This window comes from Streptomyces sp. NPDC014733 (genome assembly GCF_043083385.1).
In the GTDB taxonomy this organism is placed as follows: Bacteria; Actinomycetota; Actinomycetes; order Streptomycetales; family Streptomycetaceae; genus Streptomyces.
Window position 1 is genome coordinate 603,502 of sequence record NZ_JBIBYO010000002.1, and the last position, 26,853, is coordinate 630,354.

22 protein-coding genes are annotated in these 26,853 nt (G+C 75.1%); 11 read left to right on the forward strand and 11 right to left on the reverse strand.

All coding sequences use genetic code 11. From position 1 onward, the window contains the following. Positions 1 to 34: 34 nt before the first annotated feature. Positions 35 to 1,621 (reverse strand): alpha/beta fold hydrolase, encoded by a 1,587-nt coding sequence (locus ACF1BH_RS07240; RefSeq protein WP_391641419.1) that lies wholly within the window; start codon positions 1,619 to 1,621, stop codon positions 35 to 37. Positions 1,622 to 2,104: 483 nt separating this feature from the next. Between ACF1BH_RS07240 and ACF1BH_RS07245 the strand changes: the two genes are divergently transcribed. Continuing rightward, positions 2,105 to 2,968 (forward strand): class I SAM-dependent methyltransferase, encoded by an 864-nt coding sequence (locus tag ACF1BH_RS07245; protein WP_391641616.1) that lies wholly within the window; start codon positions 2,105 to 2,107, stop codon positions 2,966 to 2,968. Positions 2,969 to 2,997: 29 nt separating this feature from the next. Here ACF1BH_RS07245 and ACF1BH_RS07250 read toward each other — a convergent pair whose 3' ends face one another. Beyond that, a complete protein-coding gene (locus ACF1BH_RS07250; RefSeq protein WP_391641420.1) occupies positions 2,998 to 4,254 on the reverse strand; it encodes a globin domain-containing protein in 1,257 nt (418 codons plus the stop codon). A 302-nt stretch (positions 4,255 to 4,556) separates the two neighbouring features. Next, a complete protein-coding gene (locus tag ACF1BH_RS07255) occupies positions 4,557 to 5,003 on the reverse strand; it encodes an RrF2 family transcriptional regulator (protein ID WP_391641421.1) in 447 nt (148 codons plus the stop codon). Positions 5,004 to 5,281: 278 nt separating this feature from the next. Here ACF1BH_RS07255 and ACF1BH_RS07260 point away from each other — a divergent pair, with 278 nt between their 5' ends. Together ACF1BH_RS07260 and ACF1BH_RS07265 are read left to right on the forward strand one after the other, a co-directional pair. Continuing rightward, a complete protein-coding gene (locus tag ACF1BH_RS07260) occupies positions 5,282 to 6,481 on the forward strand; it encodes a glycosyltransferase (protein WP_391641422.1) in 1,200 nt (399 codons plus the stop codon). 296 nt (positions 6,482 to 6,777) lie between these two features. Further along, a complete protein-coding gene (locus tag ACF1BH_RS07265) occupies positions 6,778 to 7,515 on the forward strand; it encodes an SDR family NAD(P)-dependent oxidoreductase (protein ID WP_391641423.1) in 738 nt (245 codons plus the stop codon). 460 nt (positions 7,516 to 7,975) lie between these two features. Here ACF1BH_RS07265 and ACF1BH_RS07270 read toward each other — a convergent pair whose 3' ends face one another. Together ACF1BH_RS07270 and ACF1BH_RS07275 are read right to left on the reverse strand one after the other, a co-directional pair. Continuing rightward, positions 7,976 to 9,076 (reverse strand): calcium:proton antiporter, encoded by a 1,101-nt coding sequence (locus tag ACF1BH_RS07270; protein WP_391641424.1) that lies wholly within the window; start codon positions 9,074 to 9,076, stop codon positions 7,976 to 7,978. Between the two features lie 185 nt (positions 9,077 to 9,261). Continuing rightward, the gene (locus tag ACF1BH_RS07275) at positions 9,262 to 10,005 is read right to left on the reverse strand and encodes a hypothetical protein (protein ID WP_391641425.1); all 744 of its coding nucleotides are present in this window, start codon (positions 10,003 to 10,005) and stop codon (positions 9,262 to 9,264) included. A gap of 365 nt (positions 10,006 to 10,370) precedes the next feature. Between ACF1BH_RS07275 and ggt the strand changes: the two genes are divergently transcribed. Together ggt and ACF1BH_RS07285 are read left to right on the forward strand one after the other, a co-directional pair. Further along, positions 10,371 to 12,191 carry a gamma-glutamyltransferase gene (ggt, locus tag ACF1BH_RS07280; protein ID WP_391641426.1) on the forward strand — a complete coding sequence of 607 codons (1,821 nt, stop codon included), beginning with the start codon at positions 10,371 to 10,373 and terminating at the stop codon, positions 12,189 to 12,191. Positions 12,192 to 12,347: 156 nt separating this feature from the next. Next, a complete protein-coding gene (locus tag ACF1BH_RS07285) occupies positions 12,348 to 13,844 on the forward strand; it encodes an amidase (RefSeq protein ID WP_391641427.1) in 1,497 nt (498 codons plus the stop codon). A gap of 138 nt (positions 13,845 to 13,982) precedes the next feature. On the opposite strand, the gene ACF1BH_RS07290 is transcribed toward ACF1BH_RS07285, so the two are convergent. Next, complete coding sequence (locus ACF1BH_RS07290; RefSeq protein WP_391641428.1) at positions 13,983 to 14,534, reverse strand: isochorismatase family protein; 552 nt, start codon at positions 14,532 to 14,534, stop codon at positions 13,983 to 13,985. 84 nt (positions 14,535 to 14,618) lie between these two features. Next, positions 14,619 to 15,059 (reverse strand): MarR family winged helix-turn-helix transcriptional regulator, encoded by a 441-nt coding sequence (locus ACF1BH_RS07295; protein ID WP_391641429.1) that lies wholly within the window; start codon positions 15,057 to 15,059, stop codon positions 14,619 to 14,621. Between the two features lie 218 nt (positions 15,060 to 15,277). Here ACF1BH_RS07295 and ACF1BH_RS07300 point away from each other — a divergent pair, with 218 nt between their 5' ends. Then, a complete protein-coding gene (locus ACF1BH_RS07300; protein WP_391641430.1) occupies positions 15,278 to 16,120 on the forward strand; it encodes a nitrilase-related carbon-nitrogen hydrolase in 843 nt (280 codons plus the stop codon). Further along, positions 16,117 to 17,436: an aspartate aminotransferase family protein gene (locus ACF1BH_RS07305; protein WP_391641431.1), complete on the forward strand. Its 1,320-nt coding sequence runs from the start codon at positions 16,117 to 16,119 to the stop codon at positions 17,434 to 17,436. The genes ACF1BH_RS07300 and ACF1BH_RS07305 overlap by 4 nt, the downstream gene beginning before the upstream one ends. 7 nt (positions 17,437 to 17,443) lie before the next feature. Here the strand turns inward: ACF1BH_RS07305 and ACF1BH_RS07310 are convergent, their stop codons facing one another. Together ACF1BH_RS07310 and ACF1BH_RS07315 are read right to left on the reverse strand one after the other, a co-directional pair. Then, the gene (locus ACF1BH_RS07310) at positions 17,444 to 18,301 is read right to left on the reverse strand and encodes a heparin lyase I family protein (protein WP_391641432.1); all 858 of its coding nucleotides are present in this window, start codon (positions 18,299 to 18,301) and stop codon (positions 17,444 to 17,446) included. A 132-nt stretch (positions 18,302 to 18,433) separates the two neighbouring features. Continuing rightward, positions 18,434 to 20,191 carry a helix-turn-helix domain-containing protein gene (locus ACF1BH_RS07315; RefSeq protein ID WP_391641433.1) on the reverse strand — a complete coding sequence of 586 codons (1,758 nt, stop codon included), beginning with the start codon at positions 20,189 to 20,191 and terminating at the stop codon, positions 18,434 to 18,436. Between the two features lie 194 nt (positions 20,192 to 20,385). On the opposite strand from ACF1BH_RS07315, the gene ACF1BH_RS07320 reads away from it, so the two are divergent. Further along, positions 20,386 to 21,297, forward strand: a complete 912-nt coding sequence (locus tag ACF1BH_RS07320; RefSeq protein WP_391641434.1) for a YceI family protein — start codon at positions 20,386 to 20,388, stop codon at positions 21,295 to 21,297. 25 nt (positions 21,298 to 21,322) lie between these two features. Here the strand turns inward: ACF1BH_RS07320 and ACF1BH_RS07325 are convergent, their stop codons facing one another. Further along, positions 21,323 to 22,204 (reverse strand): ABC transporter substrate-binding protein, encoded by an 882-nt coding sequence (locus tag ACF1BH_RS07325; RefSeq protein ID WP_391641435.1) that lies wholly within the window; start codon positions 22,202 to 22,204, stop codon positions 21,323 to 21,325. Positions 22,205 to 22,671: 467 nt separating this feature from the next. Between ACF1BH_RS07325 and hydA the strand changes: the two genes are divergently transcribed. Both hydA and ACF1BH_RS07335 read left to right on the forward strand, forming a co-directional pair. After that, positions 22,672 to 24,063: a dihydropyrimidinase gene (gene hydA / locus ACF1BH_RS07330; protein ID WP_391641436.1), complete on the forward strand. Its 1,392-nt coding sequence runs from the start codon at positions 22,672 to 22,674 to the stop codon at positions 24,061 to 24,063. A gap of 85 nt (positions 24,064 to 24,148) precedes the next feature. Beyond that, complete coding sequence (locus ACF1BH_RS07335; protein ID WP_391641437.1) at positions 24,149 to 24,913, forward strand: MerR family transcriptional regulator; 765 nt, start codon at positions 24,149 to 24,151, stop codon at positions 24,911 to 24,913. 58 nt (positions 24,914 to 24,971) lie between these two features. On the opposite strand, the gene ACF1BH_RS07340 is transcribed toward ACF1BH_RS07335, so the two are convergent. Next, complete coding sequence (locus ACF1BH_RS07340; RefSeq protein WP_391641438.1) at positions 24,972 to 25,877, reverse strand: LysR family transcriptional regulator; 906 nt, start codon at positions 25,875 to 25,877, stop codon at positions 24,972 to 24,974. Positions 25,878 to 25,979: 102 nt separating this feature from the next. Between ACF1BH_RS07340 and ACF1BH_RS07345 the strand changes: the two genes are divergently transcribed. Continuing rightward, the gene (locus ACF1BH_RS07345) at positions 25,980 to 26,813 is read left to right on the forward strand and encodes an oxidoreductase (protein ID WP_391641439.1); all 834 of its coding nucleotides are present in this window, start codon (positions 25,980 to 25,982) and stop codon (positions 26,811 to 26,813) included. The last annotated feature ends 40 nt before the right edge of the window (positions 26,814 to 26,853 follow it).

Sequence of the window (26,853 nt, forward strand, 5' to 3'; positions counted from 1 at the left end):
GCAGGGCTGCGCGGGGGGCGGGGCGGTGAGCGGATCAGTTGTGGACCGGCACCGAGAGGGACGAGGGGTCGGACGCCGGGGAGGAGAGGGTGAGCCGCGCGCCGCGCGGGTTGTGCGCGATGTAGAGCGGGTCCGCGGTGTCCACGACCACCGCGAGCCGGTGCCCGGCGGGCACGTCGTACGCGGTCGAGAAGAGTTCCAGATCGATGCCGAAGGGGGTGCCGGGCGTCCTGCCGTGGAAGGTGTACGGCGCGTGTGTGACGAGCTTGCCGATGCCGAGCGCGTCGACGTCGTAGAGGTAGGCGACGGCGGTACCGCTCTCCGCCGTGCCGGTCAGCGTGGTGTGCAGGGTCGCCGTCCCGCGGATGCGCTGGGTGGTGCGGTAGGGCTCGGACTGCCAGACCGCGGCGAGCGAGCGGGGCAGCAGCGGGATCGAGGCGGTGGGCGGCAGGTGGAGGAACTGGTCCAGCATGCTGGAGAGGAAGATCAGCCCGCCGTCGGCGCCGGAGTCGAGACCGGCGCGGAGCGTATGGGTGCCGTCGAGCGCGATCCGCCGCTGTCCGGACGCCACCTCCCGCCAGCTGCGGTAGCCCTCGTACCCGCCCGTGGAGCGGGGCTTGAGCTGCACCGGCGCGGCGCGGTCGACGCCGTTGTCCGCGCCCTTGAGGTAGTGGTCGAACCACTCCCGGGCGTGCGTCCAGGTGTCGTTGGGCAGCCCGAAGAGCCCGAGTCCCTCCGCCGTGGCGTGGTCGCCGGGGCGGAACTCCAGCCGCTTGGGCCCCTTCAGCTTTTCGAAGAAGTCGGCGTACTGATTCGGCGGGAAGAGCGAGTCGCCCCAGGCGTTGCCGAGCATGATCGCCGCGCCGTTGGCGTTGATGCGGTCGAGAAAGGCGGCGGGGGAGCGCTTCTTCCCCCAGGCGATCATGGACTTCTCCTTGGTGAGGTCCGAGCCGAGGAAGTCCTTGAGGACGGTGCGGAGTTCGGGCCCGGGCCGCCCGGTGAGCGCGCCCGAGGCGCCGAGCATCGCGGTCGCCTGGAGATGCTGGGTGCGTCCGCTGTAGATGGAGTCGATGAGGTCGGCCCAGCCGCTGAGCGCCGTGACCGCCCGCACCCGCTTGTCCTGCGCCGCGGTCAGCAGGCTGATGCCGGCGCCGTAGGACACCCCGCCCATGCCGACCTTCGCCGGGTCGGCGGGGGTGTGCGCAAGGGCCCAGTCGATCACCTTGGAGGCATCGGCCACGTCCCGCGGCCCGGCCGTCTCGATCTCCCCGCCGGACTGCCAGAAGCCGCGCACGTTGTAGCCGATGACGACATAGCCCGCCGCGGCCAGCTTCTGCGCCTGCGCCACATACTCGACCTGCGGCATCGCCCAGCTCGTCGGCAGCACCACGAGCGGATACCGGCGGGAGCCGTCGGCGTCCGGCGGGGTGGTGACGTTGGCCTTCAGCGTGACGCCGCCGTCGCCGGTGATGTCGACGAACCGCACGGACGGCGCGGCGGCGCGCTCCCGTGCGGTGGTGGCCGCGCCCGCCGCCGGGGCCGCGGTGAGCGTGGTGGCGGCGAGTACTGCGGCACAGACGGCGGCGGTCGCGGCGCGCAGCGCCGTGCGGGAGGGCGTCATCTTCTGCTCCAGACCGTGAGGTGTACCGCCGGACGAGGCCCGTCCGGCAGGGCCCGGACACCTCCGGTGCGGAGGTTCGGGCGGCGCCCGCGAGCGCCTGCCGACAGGACGCGACGCCCGGCGCGCGAGGTGAACAGGAGGGTACGGTGCGTGACTTACCGACGGTAACCCACTGGTAGGTTACGTGTGGGTAACGTCCGGGACGGGCGAGGGAGGCCCGGGTCGGGCGGGGGAGAGGGGGCGCGGGCGGCCGACGGCGTGGAAGGGGCGGCGCGGTGACAGGGCGACAGCGATCGGGAGGCGTTGATGACGGGGCGGCAGCGATCGGGAAGTGCGACGACGGGGCGGGAGGCCCGCGGTGACGACGGCGCCCGCGGTGACGGCGAGGTCCGCGGCGGCGATGGTGTCCCTGGTGGGGGCGGGGGCCGGTGCGGCCGGGGCGGCGATGAGCGTGCGGCCGGAGAGGGCGGCGGTGGTGGCGGCATCGGCCACCGCGCGGCCGCGGACGACGGCGCGGCGGACGGTCCAACCCCCTTCGACCTGGGGGAGCGCCGCGCCTGGGCGGGCCGGGCGGCGGCGTACGAGGCCGGGTTCGGGCGGCTCTGCGCGCACACCGTCCCGCTGCTGCTCGACGCGGCAGGGGTGCGGGCGGGGAGCGCGCTGCTGGACGTCGGTTGCGGTACGGGCGCGGTGACGGCCAGGGCCCTGGCGCGCGGCGCGCGGGTCACCGCCGTCGACGCGGAGGCCGACATGGTCCGCCGTACCGCGGCGGTCGCCGGGCCCGCCGGGGGCGCCGAGGTCCACCGGGCCGCGCTGCCCCGACTGCCCTTCCCGGACGGGGCGTTCGACACGGTGGCGGGCAACTTCGTCCTCAACCACGTCGGGCGCCCTCGCGCGGCCCTCGCCGAACTGTGCCGGGTGGTGCGGCCCGGCGGCCGTATCGCCCTCACGCTCTGGGCGGTGCCCGCCGCGCCCGGGCAGGCGCTCCTCGGCCGGGCCGTCGCCGCGGCCGGGGTCGCCCGGCCGGCCGGCTTTCCGGCGCTGGCGCCGGAGGACGACTTCCCGCGCGATGTGCCGGGTGTGGCGGGGCTGCTGCGAGGCGCCGGGCTGACCGGGGTGGCCTGCCGGTCCGTCATCTGGAACCACCGCGCCACCCCGGAGGAGTGGTGGCGGGGCCCGGCCGCCGGGGTCGCCACCATCGGGCAGACCGTGATCAGCCAGGGCCCCGAGGTCGCCGACCGGATCGCCCGTCACTTCCGTCGCCTGGCAATCCCGTTCACCGGCCCGGACGGGCGACTCGTCCTCCCGCACCGGGCGCTGCTGGCGCTGGGGGTGGTGCCGGGGTGAGGCGGGTCCGGGCCGGGCCGGTGTGTCGGTCAGAGTCCCAGGTCGGGGCCGAAGACCTCGTAGTGCAGGTCGGCCGGGCCGACGCCGGCGGCCAGCAGCTGGGCGCGGGCGGCCTTCATGAACGGCACCGGGCCGCACAGGTAGGCGATGGTGCCGGGCGGGATCTCCAGCGCGCCGAGGTCCATCCGCCCCTGCCGGACGGTCGGCGCCGGCCCGTCGGCGGAGCCGGGTGCGTCCGGCGCGTCCGGGGCTGTCGCCGCCGTCCCGGGCCCCGGCTGCTCGTACCAGACCTCCGCCGTGGCGTTCGGCAGCTTGTCGACGAGATGGCGCAGGTCGTCGCGGAAGGCGTGGGTGGCGGGGGTGCGGTCGGCGTGGGCGGCGATGATGCGGCGCGGGGAGCCCGCGGCGGCGAGATGGGACAGCATGCCGATGGCGGGGGTGCAGCCGATGCCCGCGGTCGCGAAGAGCAGCGGCCGGTCGCCCCCGTCCAGCACCACCTCGCCGAAGGGCGCGCTCACCCGCAAGGTGTCGCCCTCGTGGACATGGTCGTGCAGATGGCCGGAGACCTCGCCCGCGGGGTGCGTGGCACCCGCCGCGCCGCCCGGGCCGGGTACCCGCTTCACCGAGAACTGCAGCCCGCCGTCCGGCTGCCCGGAGAGGCTGTACTGGCGTATCTGACGGGCCCCGTCGGCCAGTTCGACCTGGACGGAGGCGTACTGCCCGGGCAGTGACGGCGGTACCGGCCGGTCGTCGGCGGGCCGGACGAAGAAGGTCGCGACCTCCTCGGTCTCCGCCACCCGTCCGGCGACCCGGTAGGTCCGCCAGGTGTCGCCGTCCGCCGCGCCGGCCGCCGCGTACAGCCGTCGTTCGGCGGCCGTCAGGCCGTTCGCCATCAGCCAGTACACCTCGTCCCAGGCGGCGGCGACCTCCTCGGTCACCGCGTCGCCCAGCACCTCGGCCAGCGCGGCGAAGAGGTGCTTCCGGACGATCGGGTACTGCTCCTCGCGGACGCCGAGGGAGGCGTGCTTGTGCGCGATCCGGTGGAGGAGGGCGTCCGGCCGCTCGTCGGGGTGGTCCAGGAGGTGCGTGGCGAACGCCGCGATGGACCCGGCGAGCGCCTCGCGCTGGCTGCCGTCGGCCTGGTGGGCGCGGTTGAACAGATCGCGCAGCAGCTCCGGGTGGGCGGCGAACAGCTTCTCGTAGAAGAGCGGGGTGACCTCACTGATGGCGGCGGCCACGGCGGGCAGGGTGCTGCGGACGGTCTCAGCCGATTTCGGCGACAACATGGAGGACTCCTGCTTTTCGGGAGGGCGGGACAGAGGGGAACCACAGGGAGGAAGGGGGCGGGTGAGGGAGAGGGGTTGGTCGGTGAGCGCCTCCGCCGACTCAAATGTGCATGTGAGATGCGTATTTTTGCTCGTGCGGAAGGTGCCGGAGAGGTCGTGGTGACGGGAGTCGGGGTGGTCGAGGCCGGTTGGTCGGGCCGGTGTCGGGGTGGTGCGAGGCAGTAACGGGCGTACGGGCGGGGGGGGATCGGGGGCGCCCGGAGGTGTGCGGCCGGGGTGCCCGGTCGCGGTCGGCGCCGCCCTCAGTCCGGTGGTCGCGGGGAGAGGGTGATCAGCAGAGGGCCGGTCGGGGGCTGGACCAGGTCGTCGATCGTGAGGGGGTCGAGGGAGGCGTAGAACGCCTCCTGGGCCGTGCGCAGAGCGCCGCGCAGACGGCAGCCGCCGCGTAGCGGGCAGCCCGGTCCGTCCTCGCAGCCGACGACGTCATGGACGCCCTCCAGCTCCCGGACCAGGCGCCCCAGTGAGGCGGTGCGCCCCGACTCGGTCAGGGTCAGACCGCCTCCGCGGCCCCGGCGCGCCTCGACCGCGCCGAGGTGCTGGAGCTTGCTGACGACCTTGGCCGCGTGGGTGTACGGGACGTCGACCGCGGCGGCCACCTCGCGGGTGGTCGGCGCGTCGCCGCCGTTGCCGATGACCGCCAGGCGCATGGCGATGCGCAGGGCGATGTCGGTGCTCTTGGTGAGTCGCACGGTCCTCACCGTACAGAAGTGGCATCTCCGATACCAATTTCGATGACGGGGTCGGGAGGGCGGCGCGGAGCGGGTGGCTCAATCCCGGTGGCCCGCGCTGAGCTGCTTTGACGCGCTGAACAGGCGTTCCATACCGTCGATCACGCGTCGGTCGGTGGGGGGTGCGGGCCGCGTCGGGGGAGTGCGCGTGACGCGGTTCACGGCGGTGTCCGGCGCGACGGCGGCCACGGCGACCGGCGGTGTTCGTGGCCACCGTCAAGAGAATGAGGAACCCCGCCATGCGTGTTCTGTGCACCTCGACCGGTTCGCCGTCCCACGGCCGCGCCATGCTCCCGCTGGCCCGCGCGCTGGCCGGCGCCGGACACGCGGTCACCGTCGCCGCGACCCCCGAGATGGCACCCGTCTTCCACGCCGACGACGTCACCCTCGAGCCCTGCCTGGCGAGGCTGCCCATGACCGACCCGGGCGCCGCACCCGCCGTGGAGCCGGAGACCGCTCTCTCGGGAGACGAGCACATCCAGCTGGTGCTGACCCTGCTCACCGGCGATCACGCCCGTGCGATGTACGACGTGCTGGCGGAGCTGGCGGCGCGGGTCCGTCCCGACGTGATCATCCGGGACGGGATGGACATGGCCGGGATCGTGCTCGCCGAGCGGCTCGGCATCCCGCAGCTGCCGATCCCGTCCGGGCTGGTCAACATGGTCGACCCGGCGCAGCTGCTGCCGAGCCTCAACCGGCTGCGCCAGGAGGTGGGCCTGCCCGAGCAGGAGGACGCCGGGTCGGCCGTCCCCTTCGGCAGGTTCGACTATCTGCCCGAGGAGTACTCGTTCGCCCGCTTCCCGGTGCCCGTACGGGCCTACCGGCAGACCACGTTGGTGGACCGCACCGACGGGCTGCCGTCCTGGGTGACCGACCTCCCCGCGGACCGGCCGCTGGTGTTCGCGGCCACCGGCACCGCGCTGCCCATGGTCGTCGGGCTCCAGGAGCGCGGTCTCGGCCTGCCGCCCGGGATGACGCACCCGGCGGAGATGCTGCGGGCGACCGTCGAGGGGCTGTCCCGGCTGCACTGTTCGGCGATCGTGGCGACCGGCGGTGTGCCGCTCGACGGGATCGAGCCCGCCCCGCACGTCCGGCTCGTCGACCGCCTCGCCCAGCCGCTGCTGCTGGAATGTGCCGACCTGCTCGTCACCCACGGCGGCTACAACAGCGTCCGTGAGGCGATCCGGACGGGTACGCCGATGGCGGTGCTGCCGAACTTCGGCGACCAGCCCCACAACGCCGCGCGCGTGGCCGACCTGGGCCTGGGCCGGCATGTCACCGAGACCACGCCGGACGCCGTCGCGACCGCCTGCGAGGAGCTGCTGGCGGACCGGGACGTCGCCACCCGCGTCCGCCGGGCGCACCGCGCCGCGCTCGCCCTGCCGGAGGTCGGTCAGGTCGCCGCGGACCTGGAGAAGGTGGTGCAGGCGGCGCGCTGAACCGGCCGTGCCGCCGGGCCTGTCCGCGGACCCGGGCCCGGCGGCGGTGGCACCCGCTCCCCGGCGGCGGCCCGGGGGTCGCGTCCCTCGTCGGGCCCGGTCCGCCCGGCCGCGGCCGAGAGTGATCCTTTACGATCACTGACGGTCAACCCCGCGGTCACGGCGGGGAGAACGGCGAGGTGGAGCGTGTCCATGCAGCTGTCCGGCCGGCCTTCCCGGCGGCGGTACGAGATCCTGGTCCGGCCGTCGTCCCACCGCTGCGCGGTGCGCGTCGGTGTGGTCGCGGGAGGTGTCCGGTGAGCCGTGCGTTGCTGGTGACCGGCGCCTCGCGCGGGATCGGGCGGGCGGTCGCGGAGCGGTTCGCCGCCCACGGCGATCGGGTGGCGCTGCACTACCGCGCGCGGGAGGAGGCGGCCCGGGAGGCCCTGGCCGGACTGCACGGCAGCGGCCATGTGCTGGTCCGCGGCGACCTCGCCACCCCGGAGGGCGCCGCCGCGGTGGTCGCCGCCGCCGTCGACGGGCTCGGCGGCGTCGACGTCCTGGTGAACAACGCGGCGGTGAACCGCCCGCACCCGCCGGCCACCACCTCGTTCGACGCGTGGCAGAGCGCCTGGCGGGAGATCGTGGACGTCAATCTGCTCGGCGCCGCGCACGTCAGCCACCGCGCCGCGCGGAACATGATCGACCGGGCGGTGTCCGGACGCATCGTCAACATCGGCTCCCGCGGCGCCTACCGGGGCGAGCCGGACCACCCGGCGTACGGCGCCACCAAAGCCGCACTGCACGCCCTCGGGCAGTCGCTCGCCGTGCATCTGGCGCCCTACGGCATCGCGGTCGCCTCGGTGGCGCCGGGCTTCGTCGCCACCGAACGGGTCGCCGACCGGCTCACCGAGGACGTACGTACGCAGAGCCCCTTCGGCCGGGTCGCCGAGCCCGCGGAGATCGCCGCCGCCGTCCTCCATCTCGCCTCACCGGAGGCCGTCTGGAGTTCGGGCACGGTACTGGACGTGAACGGGGCGTCGTATCTGCGCTGAGTGCGCTCTGCGCCGAGAGGGGCGGCCCCGGAGCGACGCCGGTCCCGTGGGTGGGTGCCGGGCCGCGGGGAAGAGGGGAAGCCCCGGCCGGACGGGGGAATCCGGCCGGGGCGGCCGGTGACGCGCGTGGCGTCCGGCCCGCGGGTGTCGGCGGCCGGATCTTCCGGGCAGCCGGGGGGACGGCGGCCCGGGCGGCGCAGTGACACCCGCTCCGTTTGAACGATAAACCACCGGGTGGGGTGATCCGCCCGAAAAGGGCCTCAAAAGGGCGCGGCGTGGCGAGTGTCACGGCGCGTCCGAAGTCGATCTTCAGCGCCGAGCCGGCCCACGACGGGGTCGGTGATCACGGGAATGATGCCGCCGCCACGGGCGCGCGGCGTGCGGGCCGGCGGGGCGGGGCCTGCGGCATCCAGAGGCCCGGGCGGCCGGGGCCCTCGGGCAGGAGGGGCGTCGCCGCAGGTCAGGGGCTCAGAGCCAGGACGATGTACCCGGCGAAGAGGGTGAGGTGGACGCCGCCCTGGAGCGGGGTGGCGCGGCCGGGGATGACGGTGAGGGTGCCCGCGGCGACCGTCAGCGCGAGCAGCACCATATGGGTCGGGCCGAGCCCCAGCTCCAGCGGGCCCGCCAGCCACACGGACGCGGCGGCGACCGCAGGGATGGTCAGGCCGATGCTGGCCATCGCCGAGCCGAGGCCGAGGTTGAGGCTGGTCTGGATGCGGCCGCGGCGGGCCGCGCGGACCGCCGCGATGGTCTCCGGCAACAGCACCAGCAGCGCGATCACCACACCGACGACGGACGACGGCAGCCCCGCCGCGGCCACCCCCGACTCGATCGCGGGGGACACCGCCTTCGCGAGACCCACCACCGCGATCAGCGCCAGTGCCAGATGCCCCAGGCTGATCAGCGCCGTCCGCCGCGACGGCGGCTCGGCGTGGTCCGCGTCGAGCACATCGCCCGTCGCCGTCACCGGGGCGAGGAAGTAGTCGCGGTGCCGCACGGTCTGCGTCGTCACGAACAGGCCGTACAGCACCAGGGACGCCAGCGCCGCGAAGACCAGCTGCGGGGTGGAGAACTGCGCGCCGGTACCGCTGGTGGTGAAGCTCGGGAGGACGAGGCTCAGCCCGGCCAGGGTCGAGACGGTGGCCAGCGCCGCGCCGGTGCCCTCCGGGTTGAAGATCGCGACCCGTCGCCGCAACGCGCCGACCAGCAGACACAGTCCGACGATCCCGTTACAGGTGATCATGACGGCGGCGAAGACGGTGTCCCGGGCCAGTGCGGCGCTCTTGTCGCCGCCGTCGGCCATAAGAGTGACGATCAGCGCCACTTCGATGATGGTCACCGCGACCGCGAGCACCAGCGAGCCGAACGGCTCCCCGACCCGGTGGGCGATCACCTCCGCATGGTGCACGGCGGCCAGCACCGAACCCGCCAGGAAGAGCGTCACCAGGCCGACCAGCGGGCCCGGCAGCGACCGGCCCCAGACCAGGATCAGCAGGACGACGGCGAGTACGGGCACCGCCCGGGTCCAGTGCTGGGCGGTCGAACGGATCCGGGCGATCATGTTGACGAGCTTGGCAGATCCCACCCGGGTGCGCGCGCCGACGGCCGCCCGCCGGGTGCCGGGCCCGCGCCCTGAGGGACCGTCGCGAACGGTGTGCGCGCCGCCCCTTCGGGCGCGCTCGCGGGGCGCCCGGCCGCCCACCGTTTCCGGGCCGGGGCCCGCCCCGGACGGGCGCCCCGCCGTGTTCAGGCCGACGCGCGGTGGCCCCGCGGCTCGACGGGGGCGGTCGCCGTGCGGGTCACGTCCGCGACCACCTCCACCACGTCCGGCCCGTACGCCTGGGAATTGACCACCTTCAGCAGCAGGCAGAACTGCCCGTCGGTGCCGTGCTTGCGGGCCAGCTGCGGATGGTTGCGGACCAGATGGCGGACCGCGGCCCGGTGGGTGACCGGACGCTGACCGGCCGCCAGGAAGACCGGGCGGCCGCCCTCCCCGGCCGTCAGCCGGGCCAGCAGGACGTACTCCACCGCGCCCGGCTCCATGCGGTACGTGGTCGAGCCGATGGTGAACGTCCCGCGGTCGGCGCCGGTCGCGTCGCCCGGGTGCACCACGACGCCCGGCAGCAGGGAGGCGAGGTGTGCGGCGAGGCGGCGGTGGGCCGTCGGGTCGCCGACGCAGAACTCCGTACGTGCACCGAAACCCTGGAGCCCGGTGTCGTGCGGGGCGACCTCCGGGTGGGCCCGGCAGTTCTCGACCACCGCGGCGAGGCCGAGCAGGGCCAGCGCGTCGTGGCGCGGGATGCTGCCGTGGGCGGAGGCGCTGTCCCGGTGGGTGACCAGGACGCACTCCGAGCCCTCCGGGAGGCCGAAGAAGCGCTGGGTGCGGTGGAGCGTCCGGCGGGCGGCGGCCGAGGAGGCGGCCCAGCCGGCCGCCGCCCCGACGACGAGCGCACCGACGGCGACGATCAGGAGGAGCAGGGAGTCGTTCATGGCGGGGGAGCGTAACCCCTGCCCGGGTGTGTGTTCGAGCGAGGCGGGTGGGATGTGCGCGCTCGTCCCGGTTCGCGCGGTGTGGTTGGCCGGTATCTGACGCCGGGTCCGCGGACGGCCAAGGTCCCGGGACCCGCTTTTGAGGCGCCACCGCCCGGCGCGGGGTGGTGGCTCGAAAGGGACGTGAACGAGGGGAAGCGTGGCCGGATGCACCGGATGAGGCGCGGTCACCATTCCGGTTGTTCCCGGCAGATGGTGCGGCGATGACGCCGCGGAGATCGCCTGGTGGACCCCTCTGTCACGGCACGAGCACCACGAGTAGGCTCCCGCCACCTGCGTTCCCTGCGCTTGGAGGAAGTCCACCCATGTCCCGTGCCCGACGTCTCACCGTCCTGGGGGCCGTGGCCACCCTGGCCGGTTCACTGGTGGCGGTTCCGGCCGTCGCCCAACCCGCCACGGCGGGCTCCGGCGCCCCGCACCCCGCGCCCGTCCCGGCCAAGACCCCGGTCGCCGTCGGCTCCGGAGGCGCCGTCTCCAGCGTCGACCAGGACGCCTCGGCCGCCGGTATCGCGGTGCTGAAGAAGGGCGGCAACGCGGTCGACGCGGCCGTCGCCACCGCCGCCGCCCTCGGCGTCACCGAGCCGTACTCCGCCGGTGTCGGCGGCGGCGGCTACTTCGTCTACTACAACGCCAAGTCCCGCACCGTGCGCACCCTGGACGGCCGGGAGACCGCCCCGCGCACCGCCGGGCCCGACCTCTTCCAGGAGAACGGCAAGCCGCTGCCGTTCGACGAGGTCGTCACCAGCGGCCTCAGCGTCGGCACCCCCGGCACGCCCGCCACCTGGGACACCGCGCTGCGCAAGTGGGGCAGCCGGTCGCTCGGCCAGGTGCTGCGGCCCGCCCGGGACCTCGCGGCGCGCGGCTTCACCGTGGACGAAACGTTCCGCAAGCAGACCGCCCAGAACGAGGCGCGGTTCCGGGACTTCCCCGCCACCGCCGACCTCTACCTGCCCGGCGGCAAGCTGCCGGTCGTCGGCTCCACCATGAAGAACCCCGACCTCGCCCGCACCTACGACGAGTTGAGCCGCCGCGGCGTCGACGCGCTCTACCGCGGTGACCTGGGGCGCGACGTCGTCAACACGGTCCGCAAGCCCCCGGTGCGCCCCGGCGCCGACCGCAAGGTCCGCTCCGGCGACCTCACGATGGGCGACCTGGCGGACTACAAGGCGCTCGGCGAGGCCCCGACCCGCACCCGCTACCGCGGGCTCGACGTCTACGGCATGGGCCCCTCCTCGTCCGGCGGCACCACCGTCGGCGAGGCGCTCAACATCCTGGAGCGCAGCGACGTCAAGCATCTGAGCGAGGCGCAGTACCTCCACCGCTACATCGAGGCCAGCCGGATCGCCTTCGCCGACCGGGGCCGCTGGGTCGGTGACCCGAAGTTCGAGAACGTGCCGGTGAAGGGGTTGACCTCGCAGCGCTTCGCCGATGCGCGCGGCTGCCTCATCAAGGACGACGCGGTCCTCACCAGCCCCCTCGCCCCCGGTGACCCGCGCCACCCCGAGCCGTGCGGCAGCTACGGCAAGGCGTCCCCGACGACGTACGAGGGGGAGAACACCACCCACCTCACCGTCGCCGACAAGTGGGGCAACATCGTCGCCTACACCCTCACCATCGAGCAGACCGGCGGCAGCGGCATCGTCGTCCCCGGCCGCGGCTTCCTGCTCAACAACGAGCTGACCGACTTCTCGTTCACGCCGATCACCCCGGGCGTGCACGACCCGAACCTGCCCGGTCCCGGTAAGCGGCCGCGGTCGTCGATCTCGCCGACGATCGTGCTGCGGGACGGCAAGCCCGTCGTGGCGCTCGGCTCGCCCGGCGGCGCGACCATCATCACCACCGTGCTGCAGTCCCTCGTCAACCACCTCGACCGCGGGATGCCGCTGGTCGACGCCATCGCCGCGCCCCGCGCCAGCCAGCGCAACGCGGCGAGGACGGAGCTGGAGCCGGGACTGTGGAACAGTCCGCTCCGCAGCGAACTGGAGGGCATAGGGCACCAGTTCACCCAGGTGGAGGAGATCGGCGCGGCGACCGGTGTGCAGCCGCTGCCCGGCGGCCGCTGGCTCGCCGCGGCCGAGAAGGTCCGGCGTGGCGGCGGCTCGGCGATGGTCGTCAGCCAGAAGTAGCCGGCCCGCCGTCACCGGTCCGGGCCCTGGCGCCCGGACCCCTCGCGCCCGCCCGGCGACGACGCGCCCCGCCACGGTGCGTCGTTGCCGGGCGGGCGCCTGCCGCATAGCCTCCCGGGGACCGCCGATCGCCGCAGCCCCGGGGAGGCGCACGCCGTGAGCATCGACGAGAGCCGCGAGAGCCGTCCCGCCCCGCCCGGCGCCGGAGGTCCGCCGGAAGGGCTCGCCGAACAGGCCGCCGCGCTGGCCGGCGGCGAGGTCACGTCCGCCGCCCTCGTCCGCCGCTGCCTGGACCGCATCGCGGCCTCCGCACCCACCGTCAACGCCTTCCGGCGGCTACGGGCCGAGGCCGCCGAGGCGGAGGCCGCGGACGCCGACCGCAGGCTGGCGGCCGGGGAGCGGCTGCCGCTGCTCGGCGTGCCGGTGGCGGTCAAGGACGACATGGACGTCGCGGGCGAGCCCACCGCGTTCGGCTGCGCCGGGGAGTTCCCGGTCAAGGCGGCCGACGCCGAGGTGGTGCGGCGGCTGCGGGCGGCCGGGGCGATCGTCGTCGGCAAGACCAACGCCTGCGAGCTGGGCCAGTGGCCGTTCACCGAGGGCCCGGCCTTCGGGGACACCCGCAACCCCTGGCATCTCGACCACACCCCGGGCGGCTCCTCCGGGGGCAGCGCCGCCGCCGTCGCCGCGGGTCTGGTCCCCGCCGCGCTCGGCACCGACGGCGCGGGCTCGGTCCGTATCCCCGCCGCCTGGACACATCTGGTCGGCGTCAAACCGCGGCGCGGCACCTTCTCCACCTGGCCGGACGCCGAGTCGTTCCAGGGCATCACCGGTATCGGGCCGCTGACCCGCACCGTCGAGGACGCGGCGCTGCTGCTGGACGCGGCGAGCGGCAGCCACCCCGGCGACCTGCACCGGCCGCCGCCGCTCGCCGCCCGCGAGGCCGTCCGCCGCGACCCCGGCCGGCTGCGCGTCGCACTCTCCTGGAAGCCGCCGTTCACCGCCACCGCCACCCCGCTCCACCCGGACGTCCGGCGCGCGGTGACCGCGGTCGCCCGGACGCTCGCCGGGCTCGGCCACTTCGTCGAGGAGGCCGACCCGGACTACGGACTGATCGGCCTGGCGTTCGTGCCGCGCGCCACCGCCGGGGTGCGGGAGTGGGCGGCGCGGGTGCCCGACCCGGCGCTGCTGGACCGGCGCACCCGCGGCGCGGCCCGCATGGGGCGGCTGCTGAGCGGCCCGGCGCTGCGCCGGGCGCGCGCCGCCGAACCCCGCCAACGGCGCCGCATCGGCGCACTGTTCGGCCGCTACGACGTGCTGCTGACACCGACCACCGCCACCCCGCCGCTACGGATCGGCGCCCTCGCCGGGCTCGACGGCCGCCGTACCGATCAGGCCATGATCGCGGCCTGCCCGTACGCCTGGCCGTGGAACGTCCTGGGCTGGCCGGCGGTGAACGTCCCGGCCGGCTTCACCGCGGGCGGACTGCCGCTCGGCGCGCAGCTGCTGGGGCCCGCCGACGGCGACGCCCGGCTGCTGTCGCTGACCGCCCAGCTCCAGGACGCCCTGCGCTGGCACGAGCGCCGCCCGGCCGCGGGGGCGGCGGGCGGCGCCGGAGGGCCGGGAGGTGTCTCTCCGCTCTTCGCGGGGCCGTGACGCCCGGTACCGCACCTCGCCGCGTTGTCGCCCCGCCCGCGGACACCCCGTCCGAGGGCGGGGCTCCGCCTTGCGATGCACGGCACCGGACGCCACGACCTGACCCTCGAAGAGCGAAAAGACACCCCCCGGGAGGTGTCAGCCCAGCAGGGCGATGATCTCGTCCGTGGTGCCGGTCTCGCCGAGCCGCGGGAAGATCTTCTCCAGGCTGTTGCGGTGCGCCCCCTCGTCCATGTCGGTCACCGCGTCGGTGGCGACGGTGACGTGGTAGCCGTGCTCGTACGCGGCGCGGGCGGTGGACTCCACGCCGATGCTGGTGGCGATGCCGGTGAGGACCACCTGCGTCACCCCGCGGCGGCGCAGTTCCAGGTCGAGGGCGGTGGCGTGGAAGGCGCCCCACACCTGCTTGGTGACGAGGAGGTCGCCGGACTGCCGGTCCAGCTCGGGCACCAGCTCGGCCCAGTCGGCGGGTGGCGTGCCGCCCGCGCGGGCGCTCTCGGTGCGGCCCGGTGCTCCGCCGGTGACGTTCACCAGCACCACGGGCAGCTCCCGCGCGCGGAACGCGGCGGCCAGCCGGGCGGAGCGGGCGATGACCTCGTCCGAGGGGTGGACGGTGGGCAGCCCGGCGATGCCCTTCTGCAGGTCGATCACGACGAGGGCGGCGGTGGGGTCGAGCGTGGTCACGGACATGAGGTCTCCAGGGAAGAAGGGTGCGGTGGCGCCGGCGCCAACGGGCGGGCGCCGTGGGGAGTCATGGGGCCGACGGGGTCCGGCTCACGGGCCGGCCACCCGGCGCAGCAGCGCCGTCGCCTCGGCGAGGGTGCGGCGCTCCTCGTCGGTCAGCCGCTCGGCGAGCGCGTCGGTCAGCCAGTCCCGCTTGGCCTGCCGCGCCTCGCCGATCAGGCGCCGGCCCTCGTCGGTGAGGGAGAGGACGACCTGCCGCCCGTCGGTCGGATGCGGGGTGCGCGCCACGACGCCGTGCTCCTCCAGCGCCGCCAGCGTCAGCCGCATCGACTGCGGGCGGACCAGCTCCGCGCGGGCCAGCGCCGCGGTGGTCGCCGGGCCGTCCCGGTCGAGGCGGGCCAGGACCGCGCGCTGGGTCGGGGTCACCCCGCCGAGCGGCGCCGCGGCCCGCAGATGACGCATCAGCAGACCGACCGCCGCCGCGAGGTCGGAGGCGAGCGGTCCGGGCTCCGGGTTCTGCGCGTCGTCCATGCCGCCACCGTAGAAGTCCGACAGGGAAACTTGCAAGTTTCCCTGTCGGACTTCCCGGGGGGGGGCGGTGTGGCCGCGTCCGTGCCGGGCGCGCCCCGCGACGCACCGGAGGGGGGCTTGCCCCGATACGCGGCGGGGCTTACGGTCGCCTGCACGCGCGCAGGGCCCGCCCGAGACCGCGTGGCCCGCAGCCTGACGCGCCGACAAAGGAGCTGTTCATGGCCGATGTTGTGCGAGCCGCACTGGTCCAGGCGACCTGGACGGGCGACACCGAATCGATGATCGCGAAGCATGAGGCCCACGCCCGTGAGGCGGCCGGGCAGGGCGCGAAGATCATCGGCTTCCAGGAGGTCTTCAACGCCCCGTACTTCTGCCAGGTGCAGGAAGCGGAGCACTACCGCTGGGCCGAGCCGGTCCCGGACGGCCCGACGATCACCCGGATGCGGGCCCTCGCCCGCGAGACCGGCATGGTCGTCGTCGCCCCCGTCTTCGAGGTCGAGCAGTCCGGCGTGTACTACAACACCGCGGCCGTCATCGACGCCGACGGCACCGTGCTCGGCATCTACCGCAAACACCACATCCCGCAGGTCAAGGGGTTCTGGGAGAAGTACTACTTCAAGCCGGGCAACGCCGGGTGGCCGGTCTTCGACACCGCCGTCGGCAAGGTCGGCGTCTACATCTGCTACGACCGCCACTTCCCCGAGGGCTGGCGCCAGCTCGGCCTCGGCGGCGCCCAGCTCGTCTACAACCCCTCCGCCACCTCCCGCGGCCTCTCCGCCTATCTCTGGAAGCTGGAGCAGCCCGCCGCCGCCGTCGCCAACGAGTACTTCGTCGCCGCCATCAACCGCGTCGGCACCGAGGAGTACGGCGACAACGACTTCTACGGCAGCAGCTACTTCGTCGACCCCCGCGGCCAGTTCGTCGGCGCCGTCGCCGACGACGGCAAGGAGGAACTCGTCGTCCGCGACCTCGACTTCGGGCTGATCGACGAGGTCCGTCAGCAGTGGGCGTTCTACCGCGACCGCCGGCCCGACGCGTACGAGGGGCTGGTGCGCCCGTGACGGCCGACGGCGCCCCCGGGGCGCTGCTCGCCCGCCACCGCGCGGTGCTGCCCTCCTGGCTCGACCTCTACTACGAACGGCCACTGGAACTGACCCACGGCGCGGGCCGCCACGTCTGGGACGCCGAGGGCAATCGCTACCTCGACTTCTTCGGCGGCATCCTCACCACCATGACGGCGCACGCGCTGCCGGAGGTCACCGCCGCCGTCACCGCGCAGGCCGGCCGGATCCTGCACACCTCGACGCTCTACCTCTCCCGCCCCATGGTGGAGCTGGCCGAACGCATCGCCGCGCTCTCCGGCATCCCCGACGCCCGGGTCTTCTTCACCAGTTCGGGCACCGAGGCCAACGACACCGCGCTGCTGCTCGCCACCGCGTACCGCCGCTCCAACCAGATCCTGGCGATGCGCAACAGCTACCACGGCCGCTCCTTCTCCACCGTCGCCGTCACCGGCAACGCCAGCTGGTCCCCGACCAGCCTGTCGCCGCTCCAGACGCTCTACGTCCACGGGGGTGTCCGCAGCCGCGGCCCGTACGCCGGGCTCGGCGACGCCGAGTACCTCGCGGCGTGCGTCGCCGACCTGGAGGACGTGCTGGCGCAGACCGCCGGGGGCGTCGCCGCGCTGATCGCCGAACCGGTCCAGGGCATCGGCGGCTTCACCTCCCCGCCGGACGGGCTCTACGCTGCCTTCCGGGAGGTGCTGGACCGGCACGGCATCCTCTGGATCAGCGACGAGGTGCAGACCGGCTGGGGCCGCACCGGCGACCACTTCTGGGGCTGGCAGGCGCACGCCGGGAACGGCCCGCCCGATCTGCTGACCTTCGCCAAGGGCCTCGGCAACGGCATGTCCCTGGGCGGGGTCGTCGCCCGCGCCGAGGTGATGGACGCGATGAGCGCCCACTCCATCTCGACGTTCGGCGGCAGCCCGGTCACCGCCGCCGCCGGTCTCGCCAACCTCACCTACCTGATCGACCACGACCTCCAGGGCAACGCCCGGCGGGTCGGCGGGCTGCTCATCGAACGGCTGCGGGCCGTCGCCGCCACGAGCGATCTCGTCCGCGAGGTGCGCGGGCGGGGCCTGATGATCGGCGTGGAACTGGTCCGGCCCGGCACCGGCGAACCGTCCGCCGAGGCCGCCTCGCTGGTCGTGGAGGCGGCCCGGGAGCGCGGACTGCTCGTCGGCAAGGGCGGCCGGGGCGGCGCGTGTCTGCGCATCGCCCCGCCGATGACGCTGAACGTCGCCGAGGCGGAGGAGGGCGCGGAGGCGCTGGCCGGAGCGCTGGCCGACGCCCGCGCCCGTCTCCCCGCCGCCTGATACGGCGTCAGGGGGCGACGTCGCCGTACGCGCGGCCCACCGCGGCGTCGTTGAGGTACGCGGTGGCCGCGCCGGTGACGCCGTCGGAGCGGTAGACGCCCCACTTGTCGGTGACCCACCCGGCCCGCAGCGTGGCCGCCCGGTACTGCGCGGCGTTGCCCGCCAGCTTCTGGGCGGCACCGTTGTGCCACAGCTTCACCCAGCCCTTCGCCGGATCCTTGGAGATCTTCAGACCGACGACGAACGAGTGCCAGGAGTTGAGCTTCAGGCCGGTGTGCCACAGCGTGGTGGTTTTCAGCTTCGGGTCGCAGTACTCCAGGTCGACGGTGCCGTCACCGCGGGCGCGCAGCGACAGCGGCGGGGTGGCGGCGCCGGAGCCGTAGTCCTTGAGCTGCCACAGCGTCACCCAGTCGCCCTTCCTGGTGGGCAGCGGGCCCCACATCGAGCGCCAGCCGATGTAGAAGACGTCACCCTCCTTCGCGAAGCGCAGCGGCCCGCCCGAGGTGCGCTGTCCGCGCGTCTCGACCCGGACCCGCGTGGCGTCGTCGAGCTTGTGACCCGAGGTGTGCAGCGCGTACGTCTTCCCGTACCGCCCGGCCGGATCGTCGACGACGGAGACCTGTCCGGGCTTGGTCTCCACGCCCTCGAACGGCTTGGTGCCGGTGGCCGGGTCGGCCCGCCAGAGGGGTGCGGCGCGGTGCGCGGGCGGCGCGGACGAGGGGGCGGCCGGGGCGGCGGTCGTGGGCCCGGGGGCGCCCGGGGGAGTGCCGCCCTCGGCGCTCGCGACGGTCCGGATGCCGACCAGGCCGACTCCGGCCAACAGGGCAACTGCCCATAACAGCAGATGCGTTGAGGTGCGTTTCATGGGGTCTCCCGATGTGGGGTGGGGAGGAACGCGTGAAAGTTAGGTTTGTTGCCAGAAAACGTCAAGGGGGGCCGGACGGGCGCGCGGGCGGCCTGCGGCGGAGTGCCGGGCGCCGCCCGCGCGCCCGGCGCCTCACCCGTACCCGCGCAGCTTCCGGTACAGGGTCGCCCGTGCGATGCCGAGCGAGGCGGCGGCCCGCGCCTTGTTGCCGCCGTGGGTACGCAGCGCCGCCAGGATCGTCTCCCGCTCGGCGCGCTCGACGGTGCCCGGCGGCGGGGCGGCCCGGCGGCGCACGGACCGCGGCAGCTCCTCGCGGCGCACCGGCCCGGCGGACCGCCGCCCCCGCGCCACCTCCCGCACCAGCGCGGCGAGTTCGGTGACATTCCCCGGCCAGGGGTGCGCCTCCAGCGCCCGTACCGCCTCCAGCGTCCAGGTCAGCGGCGGATGGCCGGGCGACGGCGGCGGGGCCAGCCGGGTCAGCAGGGCGGGCAGGTCCTCCGGGCGCTCCCGCAGCGGAGGGAGCGTCACCGACCGCGCCCCGAGGGTGTCGAGCAGCCGGGCGAGACACGGGCCGGCCTCGGTGCCCGGGGTGTGGGTGACCACCAGCGGCAGCCGCGGCCGCTCGTCGAGCAGCGCCACCAGCGCCGCCACGTCCCGCTGCCCCAACCGCTCGACGTGCCGCAGCAGCAACGGCGCCGGGCCCTCGCCGCCGTCCGCCGCCGGATACGGGCGCAGCGCCGCCAGTTCCCCGTCGGGCGCGCACGCCGCATCGACGGTCAGCGGCTGCGCCGCGCCGTCCGGGCCGCGCAGCAGCGCCCGGCCCAGCGTCGACTTGCCCGTCCCGCGCTCCCCGGTCAGCAGCAGCGGGCGCGGGCAGGAGAACAGGTCCACGGCCCGCTCCACGGTGTGCCGCCAGACCGCCGAACTCCCCGGCGGCACACAGGGAACGGCGTCCGCCCCGGGCTCCCGGCCCGCACCGCCCGCCTCCTCCTCGACCACCGCGAGCGCCCCGGTGACCGCCCCGGAGTCCCGTACCGCCCGCAGCCGCGCGGCGACCGCGCCGCCCCACCGCACCACCGGCTCCCCGTCCCAGCGGCCCGCCGGACCGTCCGCCCCGAGCAGCGCCACCGCCTGCCGCTCCAGCCCGTCCACCGCCTCCGGCGACAGCAGCGCGGCCGCCGCCTCGCTCACCAGCCGGCTGCGGCCGTCGAAGGCGAGCACCGCCCGCCCGGCCGCCCGCTCCCGCGCGAACGCGTCCAGCAACCGCCGCTCCGGCTCCCGCGGCCCCCGCGCCGCCCACTCCGCCTCGACCGCCGCGGCCACCGCCTCCGCCAGCGCCGTGTCCGGATGCCCGCCGCCTCCGTCGCACAGCCCGCGCACGAGGGTGACCGTGCCCAGCGCCCGCGCCGCGCCCGGCCGCCGCACCGGCACGCTCACCGCCGACACCTCCTGCCACAGGTCGAGGAAGTGCTCCGGGCCGTGCGTCTCGGACCGCTGCCCGTACCGCAGCGCCAGCGCCGCGCTGTTGTGCCCCACGACCTCCTCCGACAGATCGTCGCGGAGCGTCCCCGGCGACGGCGGACCGCCGCGGCAGACCACCCGGCACCGCGCATCGGCGACGAGCACCCGCCGCTCCCCGTCGTCCAACGCCCCGGCCAGCCGCTCCAGCACCGGCCGGGCGGCCGCGGCCAGCGGCCCGTCACCCGGCGCGCGCGGCGCCGCGGCCGCGCCCAGATCGTGCGGGACGCCGAAGAACACGGCCCGGCGCCAGGCGGAGACCAGCGGCTCGGGCACCCCGTCGGGCAGTGGACACCCGGCCAGGAACCGCGCCCGCGCCTCGCGGATCAGCGTCGGCTCGGGCCCGGAACGGAAGGAATCTGTACAAGTCACAACCGCTCCACCGTACTGGGGCCGACCGCGGCGGCGACCGGTCGCGGCGCCGCCCGCGCCCCGGGACACCGGCCGTCGCCGCCCCGGGTGTCTCGAAATGAGACACCCGGACACCCGCCGGACGTTCCAAGATCATGGATGCCGGTGCCGGCCCCGCGGCCGGGCACCGCACGCCGACGAAAGGTTGCACAACCATGGCTTTCGCACTCCTCCGGCGTGGCCGGTCCGGCCGCGCACGCGGCGGAGCGGGCATCCGGCTGGCCCTGCCGGTGGGCGCCGGCGGTCTCGCCCGTACGGTCACCGACCCCTCGGGGCAGCCGGTCGACGGCGCGGACGTCACGGTCACCGCGGTCACCAGCCGCAAGGTCGTCCACAAGGGCACCACCGACCCGTTCGGCCTGTTCGCCGCGGCGCTGCCGCCCGGCCGCTACAGCCTGATGGTGTCGGTCGACTCCCTCCAGCCCCACCAGGAGACCGTCGAGGTCACGGCCGGACACGGTGCGGAGCCCGAGCCGGTGCGGCTCACCGAGGCCCGCGCCCTGGAGCTGCCCACCGCCGGCACCTGGCTCTTCGACCCGCCGCACACCGCGATCCGCTTCATCGCCCGCCACGTCGGCATGGCCAACGTGCACGGCCGGTTCACCCGCTTCGAGGGCGGTATCCGCGTCGGCGCCGACATGGCCCACTCCCACGTCGAGGTGCGGATCGACGCGGCGAGCATCACCACCGGCAACCGGACCCGCGACAACCATCTGCGCTCCGCGGACTTCCTGGACGTCGAGAACTACCCGTACATCCACTTCTCCAGCAACCGCTTCGTGCACCGCGGCGGTTCGCAGTGGCAGCTCCAGGGTTCGCTGAGCATGCACGGCGTCAGCCGGACCGTCGCCCTCGACACCTCCTACCTCGGCGTCGTCAACGGCGGCTACGGCCAGGAGCTGCGCTGCGCGGCGCTCGCCAAGGCCGAACTGCACCGCGAGGACTACACCCTGAACTGGCGCACCATGCTCGCCCGCGGCATCGCCGTCGTCGGCCCCACCGTCAAGCTGGAGCTGGACGTCCAGGCGATGTACCGCAGCCACGACACCCCGACCCCGCCGGAGTAGGCCGGCGTCCGCGGCCCGCGCCGGGTCACCGCCCGGCCGCGCCGCGGATCGCCGCCGCCACCTCACGGAAGAACCGCGCGTGCGCCCGGCGGCTGCACGGCGCCTCCGGGTTCCAGCCGACCAGCCGGGCCGACGCCGCCACCGCCTGCCAGTGCGCGCCGCCGCGCAGCGACTCCGGCGCCGCGGCGTTGGCCCGGACATCGCTCAGCACGATGTCCGGGCGGAGCGCCGCGACCTCGGCCCAGGTGGCCGTCGCCCAGTTCGCGCCGGGCCCGGCGGCCGGCTCCAGCAGCGCCACCCCGTGCTCCCGCAGCGTCCGCAGATCCGGCCAGGCCCCCGGCCGCGCCAGATACACCTGCTCGGGACCGGCCGCCGACAGCGCGAGCACCCGGGGCCGCGGCCCGTCGCCCGCCGCCGTGCGCAACGCGTCCTCCGCGTCGTCCAGCGCGAGCGCGGCGCCCGCCGTCTCGCCCGCGCCCAGCGACCCGGCGAGCGCCGCGAACCGCTCCCGCACCACGGCCAGCCCCCGGCCGGGCCCCACGCCCAGCGCCACCACCGGCACGTGCGCCTCCACCTCCCGCGCCGTCTTCGCCGCCAGGCCGTACACCGCCGCACCGTCGTAGGTGACGGCCACCACCAGATCCGGCGCCGCCCCCAGCACGGTGTCCGGATGCACCGCCGCCCCCGCGCCCAGATACGGGATGCCCTCCCGGGGCAGCTCCCCGCTCTTCGTCCGGTCCGGCACCGCCCCGTCGTGCTGCGACCCGAAGAGCCCCACCGGACGGACGCCGTGATCCCACAGCGTCGCCCCGGCCTGGATGTACGCGATGATCCGCGACGGCCGTTCGCCGGCCACCGCCAGACGTCCGCGGTCGTCGGAGAACTCCCACGGCGTGCTCCACTGCATGAAGTGCCGCCTCTCTGCCCGGTGTCGGTCCGCTCCTGCCGCCCGTGCCGTGTGGCGTCCGCGCCCTCCCCGGCGGCCCCGCCCTCCGCATCCCGGAGCGGTGAGGGGCGTCCCCCGGCGGCGTCGGTTACCTGCCCATTCCGCGCCTCCCGCACCCCTCTTGGTCCATACCTCCCCGGCCGCACCGTGTGCCGCACCGTTCAACCGGCCGGATGACCGGCGGCGCCACGCGGCCGCCCCGCGCGGGCGGCGGACACGGTATTGCCCCCGCGGCTGCCATGCTTCTACGGTCTCCTTCCCGCCCGGGAACCGGCGCCGCACGGGCCCGCCCCGCCGCGCGCGGGCACCCGTACGGAAGGAAGCGGACGGCGGCCCGCCGCGGGTCACCGTCCGCGGCACGGGCGGCCGTCCGCGCCGGGCCGCCCGCCGCACGGCACGCAACCGTGGCGCAGTGAGGGAGACCGGACGTGACACGCACTCTCATTACCGGCGGCCTGGTGATCACCGCTGCCGACGAGCTCCACGCCGATGTCCTCGTCGAGGGCGGCCGGGTGGTGGCACTCGCCACCCATGGCAGCCACGACTGGCAGGCCGACCGCGTCATCGACGCCGCGCAGAAGTACGTCATCCCCGGCGGTGTCGACGCCCATACCCACATGGAGATGCCGTTCGGCGGCACCCGGGCCTCCGACACCTTCGAGACCGGCACCCTCGCCGCGGCCTGGGGCGGCACCACCACCCTCGTCGACTTCGCCATCCAGTCCAAGGGCGGCTCCCTCCAGGAGGGGCTCGACACCTGGCACGCCAAGGCGGACGGCGTCTGCGCGATCGACTACGCCTTCCACATGATCATGTCCGATGTGAATGCCGCCTCCCTGAAGGAGATGGACCGCCTCGTCGAAGCCGGCGTCAGCTCCTTCAAGCTCTTCACCGCCTACCCCGGGGTGTTCCTCTCCGACGACGGGCAGATCCTGCGCGCCATGCAGCGCGCCGCCGACAACGGCGCCCTGGTGATGACCCACGCGGAGAACGGCCTCGCCATCGACGTCCTCGTCGAACAGGCCCTGGCCCGCGGCGAACGGGACCCGCGCCACCACGGCGAGGTCCGCAAGGCGCTCCTGGAGGCCGAGGCGACCCACCGCGTCATCAAGCTCGCGCAGGTGGCGGGCGCCCCCGTCTACGTCGTGCACGTCTCGGCGCGCGAAGCCGTCGCGGAGCTGGTGCGCGCCCGCGACGAGGGGCTGCCGGTCTACGGCGAGACCTGCCCGCAGTACCTTTTTCTGTCGACCGACAACCTCGCCGAACCGGACTTCGAGGGCGCCAAGTACGTCTGCTCCACCCCGCTGCGCCCGGCCGAACACCAGGAGACCCTCTGGCGGGCGCTGCGCACCGACGACCTCCAGGTGGTCTCCACCGACCACTGCCCGTTCTGCTTCACGGGCCAGAAGGAGCTGGGCCGCGGCGACTTCTCGAAGATCCCCAACGGGTTGCCCGGCGTCGAGAACCGCATGGACCTGCTCCACCAGGCGGTCGTCGACGGGCACATCGACCGCCGCCGCTGGATCGAGATCGCCTGCACCGCCCCGGCCCGGATGTTCGGTCTCCACCCCAAGAAGGGCACCATCGCCCCCGGCTCCGACGCCGACCTCGTCATCTACGACCCGCACGCCGAACAGACCCTGTCGGCCCGCACCCACCACATGAACGTCGACTACTCCGCGTACGAGGGCCGGCGCGTGACCGGGCGGGTCGAGACGGTGCTCTCCCGTGGCACCGTGGTGATCGACAACCGCCGCCACACGGGCCGTGCCGGACACGGCGTCTACGTGCCCAGGGGCCTGGGGCACTACGCGGGCTGACCGCCGCTTGCGGTTGCCGTTGCGTCAACTCCTACGGTCGTGACCAGGGCCGGAGAGACCGGCCCGGCGAGGAAGGGATACCGCCATGACCTGGTCGATCGCCGAGGTCGCCCGGATGAGCGGGGTGACGTCCCGGACGCTGCGGCACTACGACGGCATCGGCCTGCTGCCGCCGGCCGGAACGGGGAGCAACGGCCACCGCCGCTACGGCGAGGCGGAACTCCTGCGGCTCCAGCAGATCCTGCTGATGCGGGAGCTGGGCCTGTCGCTGCGCGAGATCCGGGCGGTGCTGGAGCGCCGCGCGGACCGGGTCGCCGTGCTCCGCGAGCACCACACCCGGCTGCTGGCGGAGCGGGACCGGCTGACGACGCTGGCCGGCACGGTCGGCCGCACCCTCGCCGCACTGGAGGAAGGCAGGGAACACCCCGACATGAACGGCATCAACCGGCCCGAGAACCTCTTCGAGGGCTTCGAGCACGACCCGGAGACGGACGCCGAGGTCCGCGAGCGCTGGCCGCAGGCGTGGGAGCAGTCGCGGCGCGCCACCGAGGCGATGACCGACGAGGACGCCGAGCGGTGGCAGCGGGAGGCGACGGCCCAGATGATCCGGATGGCGGAGTTCATGGTGGCCGGCACCCCTGTCACCGACCCCGCGGTCCAGGCCGAGACCGACGCCCACCACCGCGGCATCTGCCGCTTTTGGACGCCGAACGCGCAGGCGTACCGCGGCCTGGCGGCGACCTACACCGACGACCCCCGGTTCCGTGCCAACTTCGACCGCATCGCGGAGGGGCTGGCCGCCTACCAGCGGGACGCGATGGAGGTGTACGCCGCGGAACGGCTGAGCTGACACCCCGGTGGGCCCGGCGCCCGGAATCCGCCGGGCACCGGGCCCACCGGGCCCCGGCTCAGCCCCCGGCACCGGTCGCCAGCTCACCCGCCCGCACGTACTCCCGTACCAGCGGGCGGCGGTCGCCGGCGCGCCGGGCCAGCACGAAGCGGCTGGGCGAGACGCCCCGCACCGTACGGGTGACGACCCCGCCGAGGCTGATCAGCGGGGCGTTCCCGGCCGCCACCAGGACCACGCCCAGCCCCGCGACGAGCGCCTCGTACGTCTCCTCGGTGCTCGCCACCTCCGCGCCGATCCGGGCCGGCCGCCCGCCACGGACGTCGGTGGCGAGCCAGTACTCCCGCAGCGGTCCGGCGCCGGCGGGCAGGGCGAGGAACGGCTCGTCCAGCAGCTCGGTGAAGTCGAGGCTCTCCCGCCGGGCGAGCGGATGGGTGCCGGCCATGGCGACCAGCCGGGGTTCCTCGGCGACCACCGTCCACCGGTAGCGGTCCGGATCGGGCAGCGGCAGCCAGACGAACGCCACGTCGCACGTCCCGTCGGCGAGCCCGGCGGTCGGGTCGTCCCAGGACGCCTGACGCAGCGTGAGACGGGCGCCGGGGCAGGCGGCGGTGAAGCGGGAGCGGATCGCCGGCAGCACGCCCCCGCGCCCCGGGCTGGTGCTCATCCCCACGACGAGGGTGGCCGCCCGGTCCGCCACCACGCGGGCCACCGTCTCCCGGGCCGTCTCCCACTCCGCGACGATGCGCCGGGCGTGCGGCAGCAGCGCCGCACCGGCCGCGGTCAGCCGCACCTCGCGCCGGTCGCGGTCGAACAGCGCCGCCCCCACCTGCTTCTCCAGCGCCCTGATCTGCTTGCTCAGCGCGGGCTGCGAGACGTACAGCCGCTCGGCCGCGCGTGTGAAGTGCAGTTCCTCCGCCACCGCGGTGAAGTACCGCAGGTCCCGTCCGTGAACATCCATAACCATCGGTTATCACAGCGGGTCTTGGACGGGCAACGGGCCCCCGGCGCACGGTGGTTACCGCACGGACCGCCACACACGGCGGCCCACCGGCACGAGGGGACCGACATGAACAAGGTGTGGCTGATCACCGGGGCGAGCAGCGGATTCGGCCGGGCGCTCACCGAGGCCGCGGTGGCCGCGGGCGACATCGTGGTCGCCGCCGCCCGCCGCACCGCACTCCTCGACGACCTGGTCGCCGCGCACCCGGACCAGGTCGAGGCGCTCCCGCTGGACGTCACCGACCTCACGGCCGTCCGTGCCGCGGCCGACGGCGTGGCGGCCCGGCACGGCCGGATCGACGTCCTGGTCAACAACGCCGGCCGGGGCATGGTCGGAGCGGTCGAGGAGACCTCCGACGCGGAGCTGCGGGACCTGATGGACCTGCACTTCTTCGGCCCGGCCGCGCTCACCCGGGCCGTACTGCCGCACATGCGACGCCGCGGCTCGGGCGCCGTCGTCCAGCTGACCAGCATGGGCGGACGGTTCGCGTTCGCCGGGGTCGGCGCCTACTGCGCCACCAAGTTCGCCCTGGAAGGGCTCTCCGAAGCGCTGGCCGCCGAGGTCGCCCCGCACGGCATCCGGGTGCTGATCGTCGAACCCGGCGCGTTCCGTACCGGTTTCGCCGGCGCCGGGGCGCTGCGGACCGCCCCCGTCCTGGACGCCTACGCGGACACGGTGGGTCCCGTCCGCTCCGGGCTGCCGGGCGGGAGCGGCCGGGAGCCCGGCGACCCGGCCCGGGCCGCGGCGGCCGTCCTCACCGCGCTGGACGCCGACGCACCGCCGCTGCGGCTGCCCCTCGGCAACGACGCCGCCGACGCCCTCACCGGCCACCTCGACCGCGCCCGCGCCGAACTCCGCACCTGGGAAGCGCTCACCCGCTCCACCGACTTCGCCGGCTGACACCTCCCCCGGCCGCCCCCGGCCCCACCCTTTCGAGAAC

Excerpts from the sequence above, each read along its gene's own strand:
- ACF1BH_RS07240 (WP_391641419.1), bottom strand. The coding sequence starts at position 1,621 with ATGACGCCCTCCCGCACGGCGCTGCGCGCCGCGACCGCCGCCGTCTGT.
- ACF1BH_RS07250 (WP_391641420.1), bottom strand. The coding sequence starts at position 4,254 with ATGTTGTCGCCGAAATCGGCTGAGACCGTCCGCAGCACCCTGCCCGCC.
- ACF1BH_RS07260 (WP_391641422.1), top strand. The coding sequence starts at position 5,282 with ATGCGTGTTCTGTGCACCTCGACCGGTTCGCCGTCCCACGGCCGCGCC.
- ACF1BH_RS07270 (WP_391641424.1), bottom strand. The coding sequence starts at position 9,076 with ATGATCGCCCGGATCCGTTCGACCGCCCAGCACTGGACCCGGGCGGTG.
- ACF1BH_RS07275 (WP_391641425.1), bottom strand. The coding sequence starts at position 10,005 with ATGAACGACTCCCTGCTCCTCCTGATCGTCGCCGTCGGTGCGCTCGTC.
- ggt (WP_391641426.1), top strand. The coding sequence starts at position 10,371 with ATGTCCCGTGCCCGACGTCTCACCGTCCTGGGGGCCGTGGCCACCCTG.
- ACF1BH_RS07290 (WP_391641428.1), bottom strand. The coding sequence starts at position 14,534 with ATGTCCGTGACCACGCTCGACCCCACCGCCGCCCTCGTCGTGATCGAC.
- ACF1BH_RS07295 (WP_391641429.1), bottom strand. The coding sequence starts at position 15,059 with ATGGACGACGCGCAGAACCCGGAGCCCGGACCGCTCGCCTCCGACCTC.
- ACF1BH_RS07300 (WP_391641430.1), top strand. The coding sequence starts at position 15,278 with ATGGCCGATGTTGTGCGAGCCGCACTGGTCCAGGCGACCTGGACGGGC.
- ACF1BH_RS07310 (WP_391641432.1), bottom strand. The coding sequence starts at position 18,301 with ATGAAACGCACCTCAACGCATCTGCTGTTATGGGCAGTTGCCCTGTTG.
- ACF1BH_RS07320 (WP_391641434.1), top strand. The coding sequence starts at position 20,386 with ATGGCTTTCGCACTCCTCCGGCGTGGCCGGTCCGGCCGCGCACGCGGC.
- ACF1BH_RS07325 (WP_391641435.1), bottom strand. The coding sequence starts at position 22,204 with ATGCAGTGGAGCACGCCGTGGGAGTTCTCCGACGACCGCGGACGTCTG.
- ACF1BH_RS07335 (WP_391641437.1), top strand. The coding sequence starts at position 24,149 with ATGACCTGGTCGATCGCCGAGGTCGCCCGGATGAGCGGGGTGACGTCC.
- ACF1BH_RS07340 (WP_391641438.1), bottom strand. The coding sequence starts at position 25,877 with ATGGTTATGGATGTTCACGGACGGGACCTGCGGTACTTCACCGCGGTG.
- ACF1BH_RS07345 (WP_391641439.1), top strand. The coding sequence starts at position 25,980 with ATGAACAAGGTGTGGCTGATCACCGGGGCGAGCAGCGGATTCGGCCGG.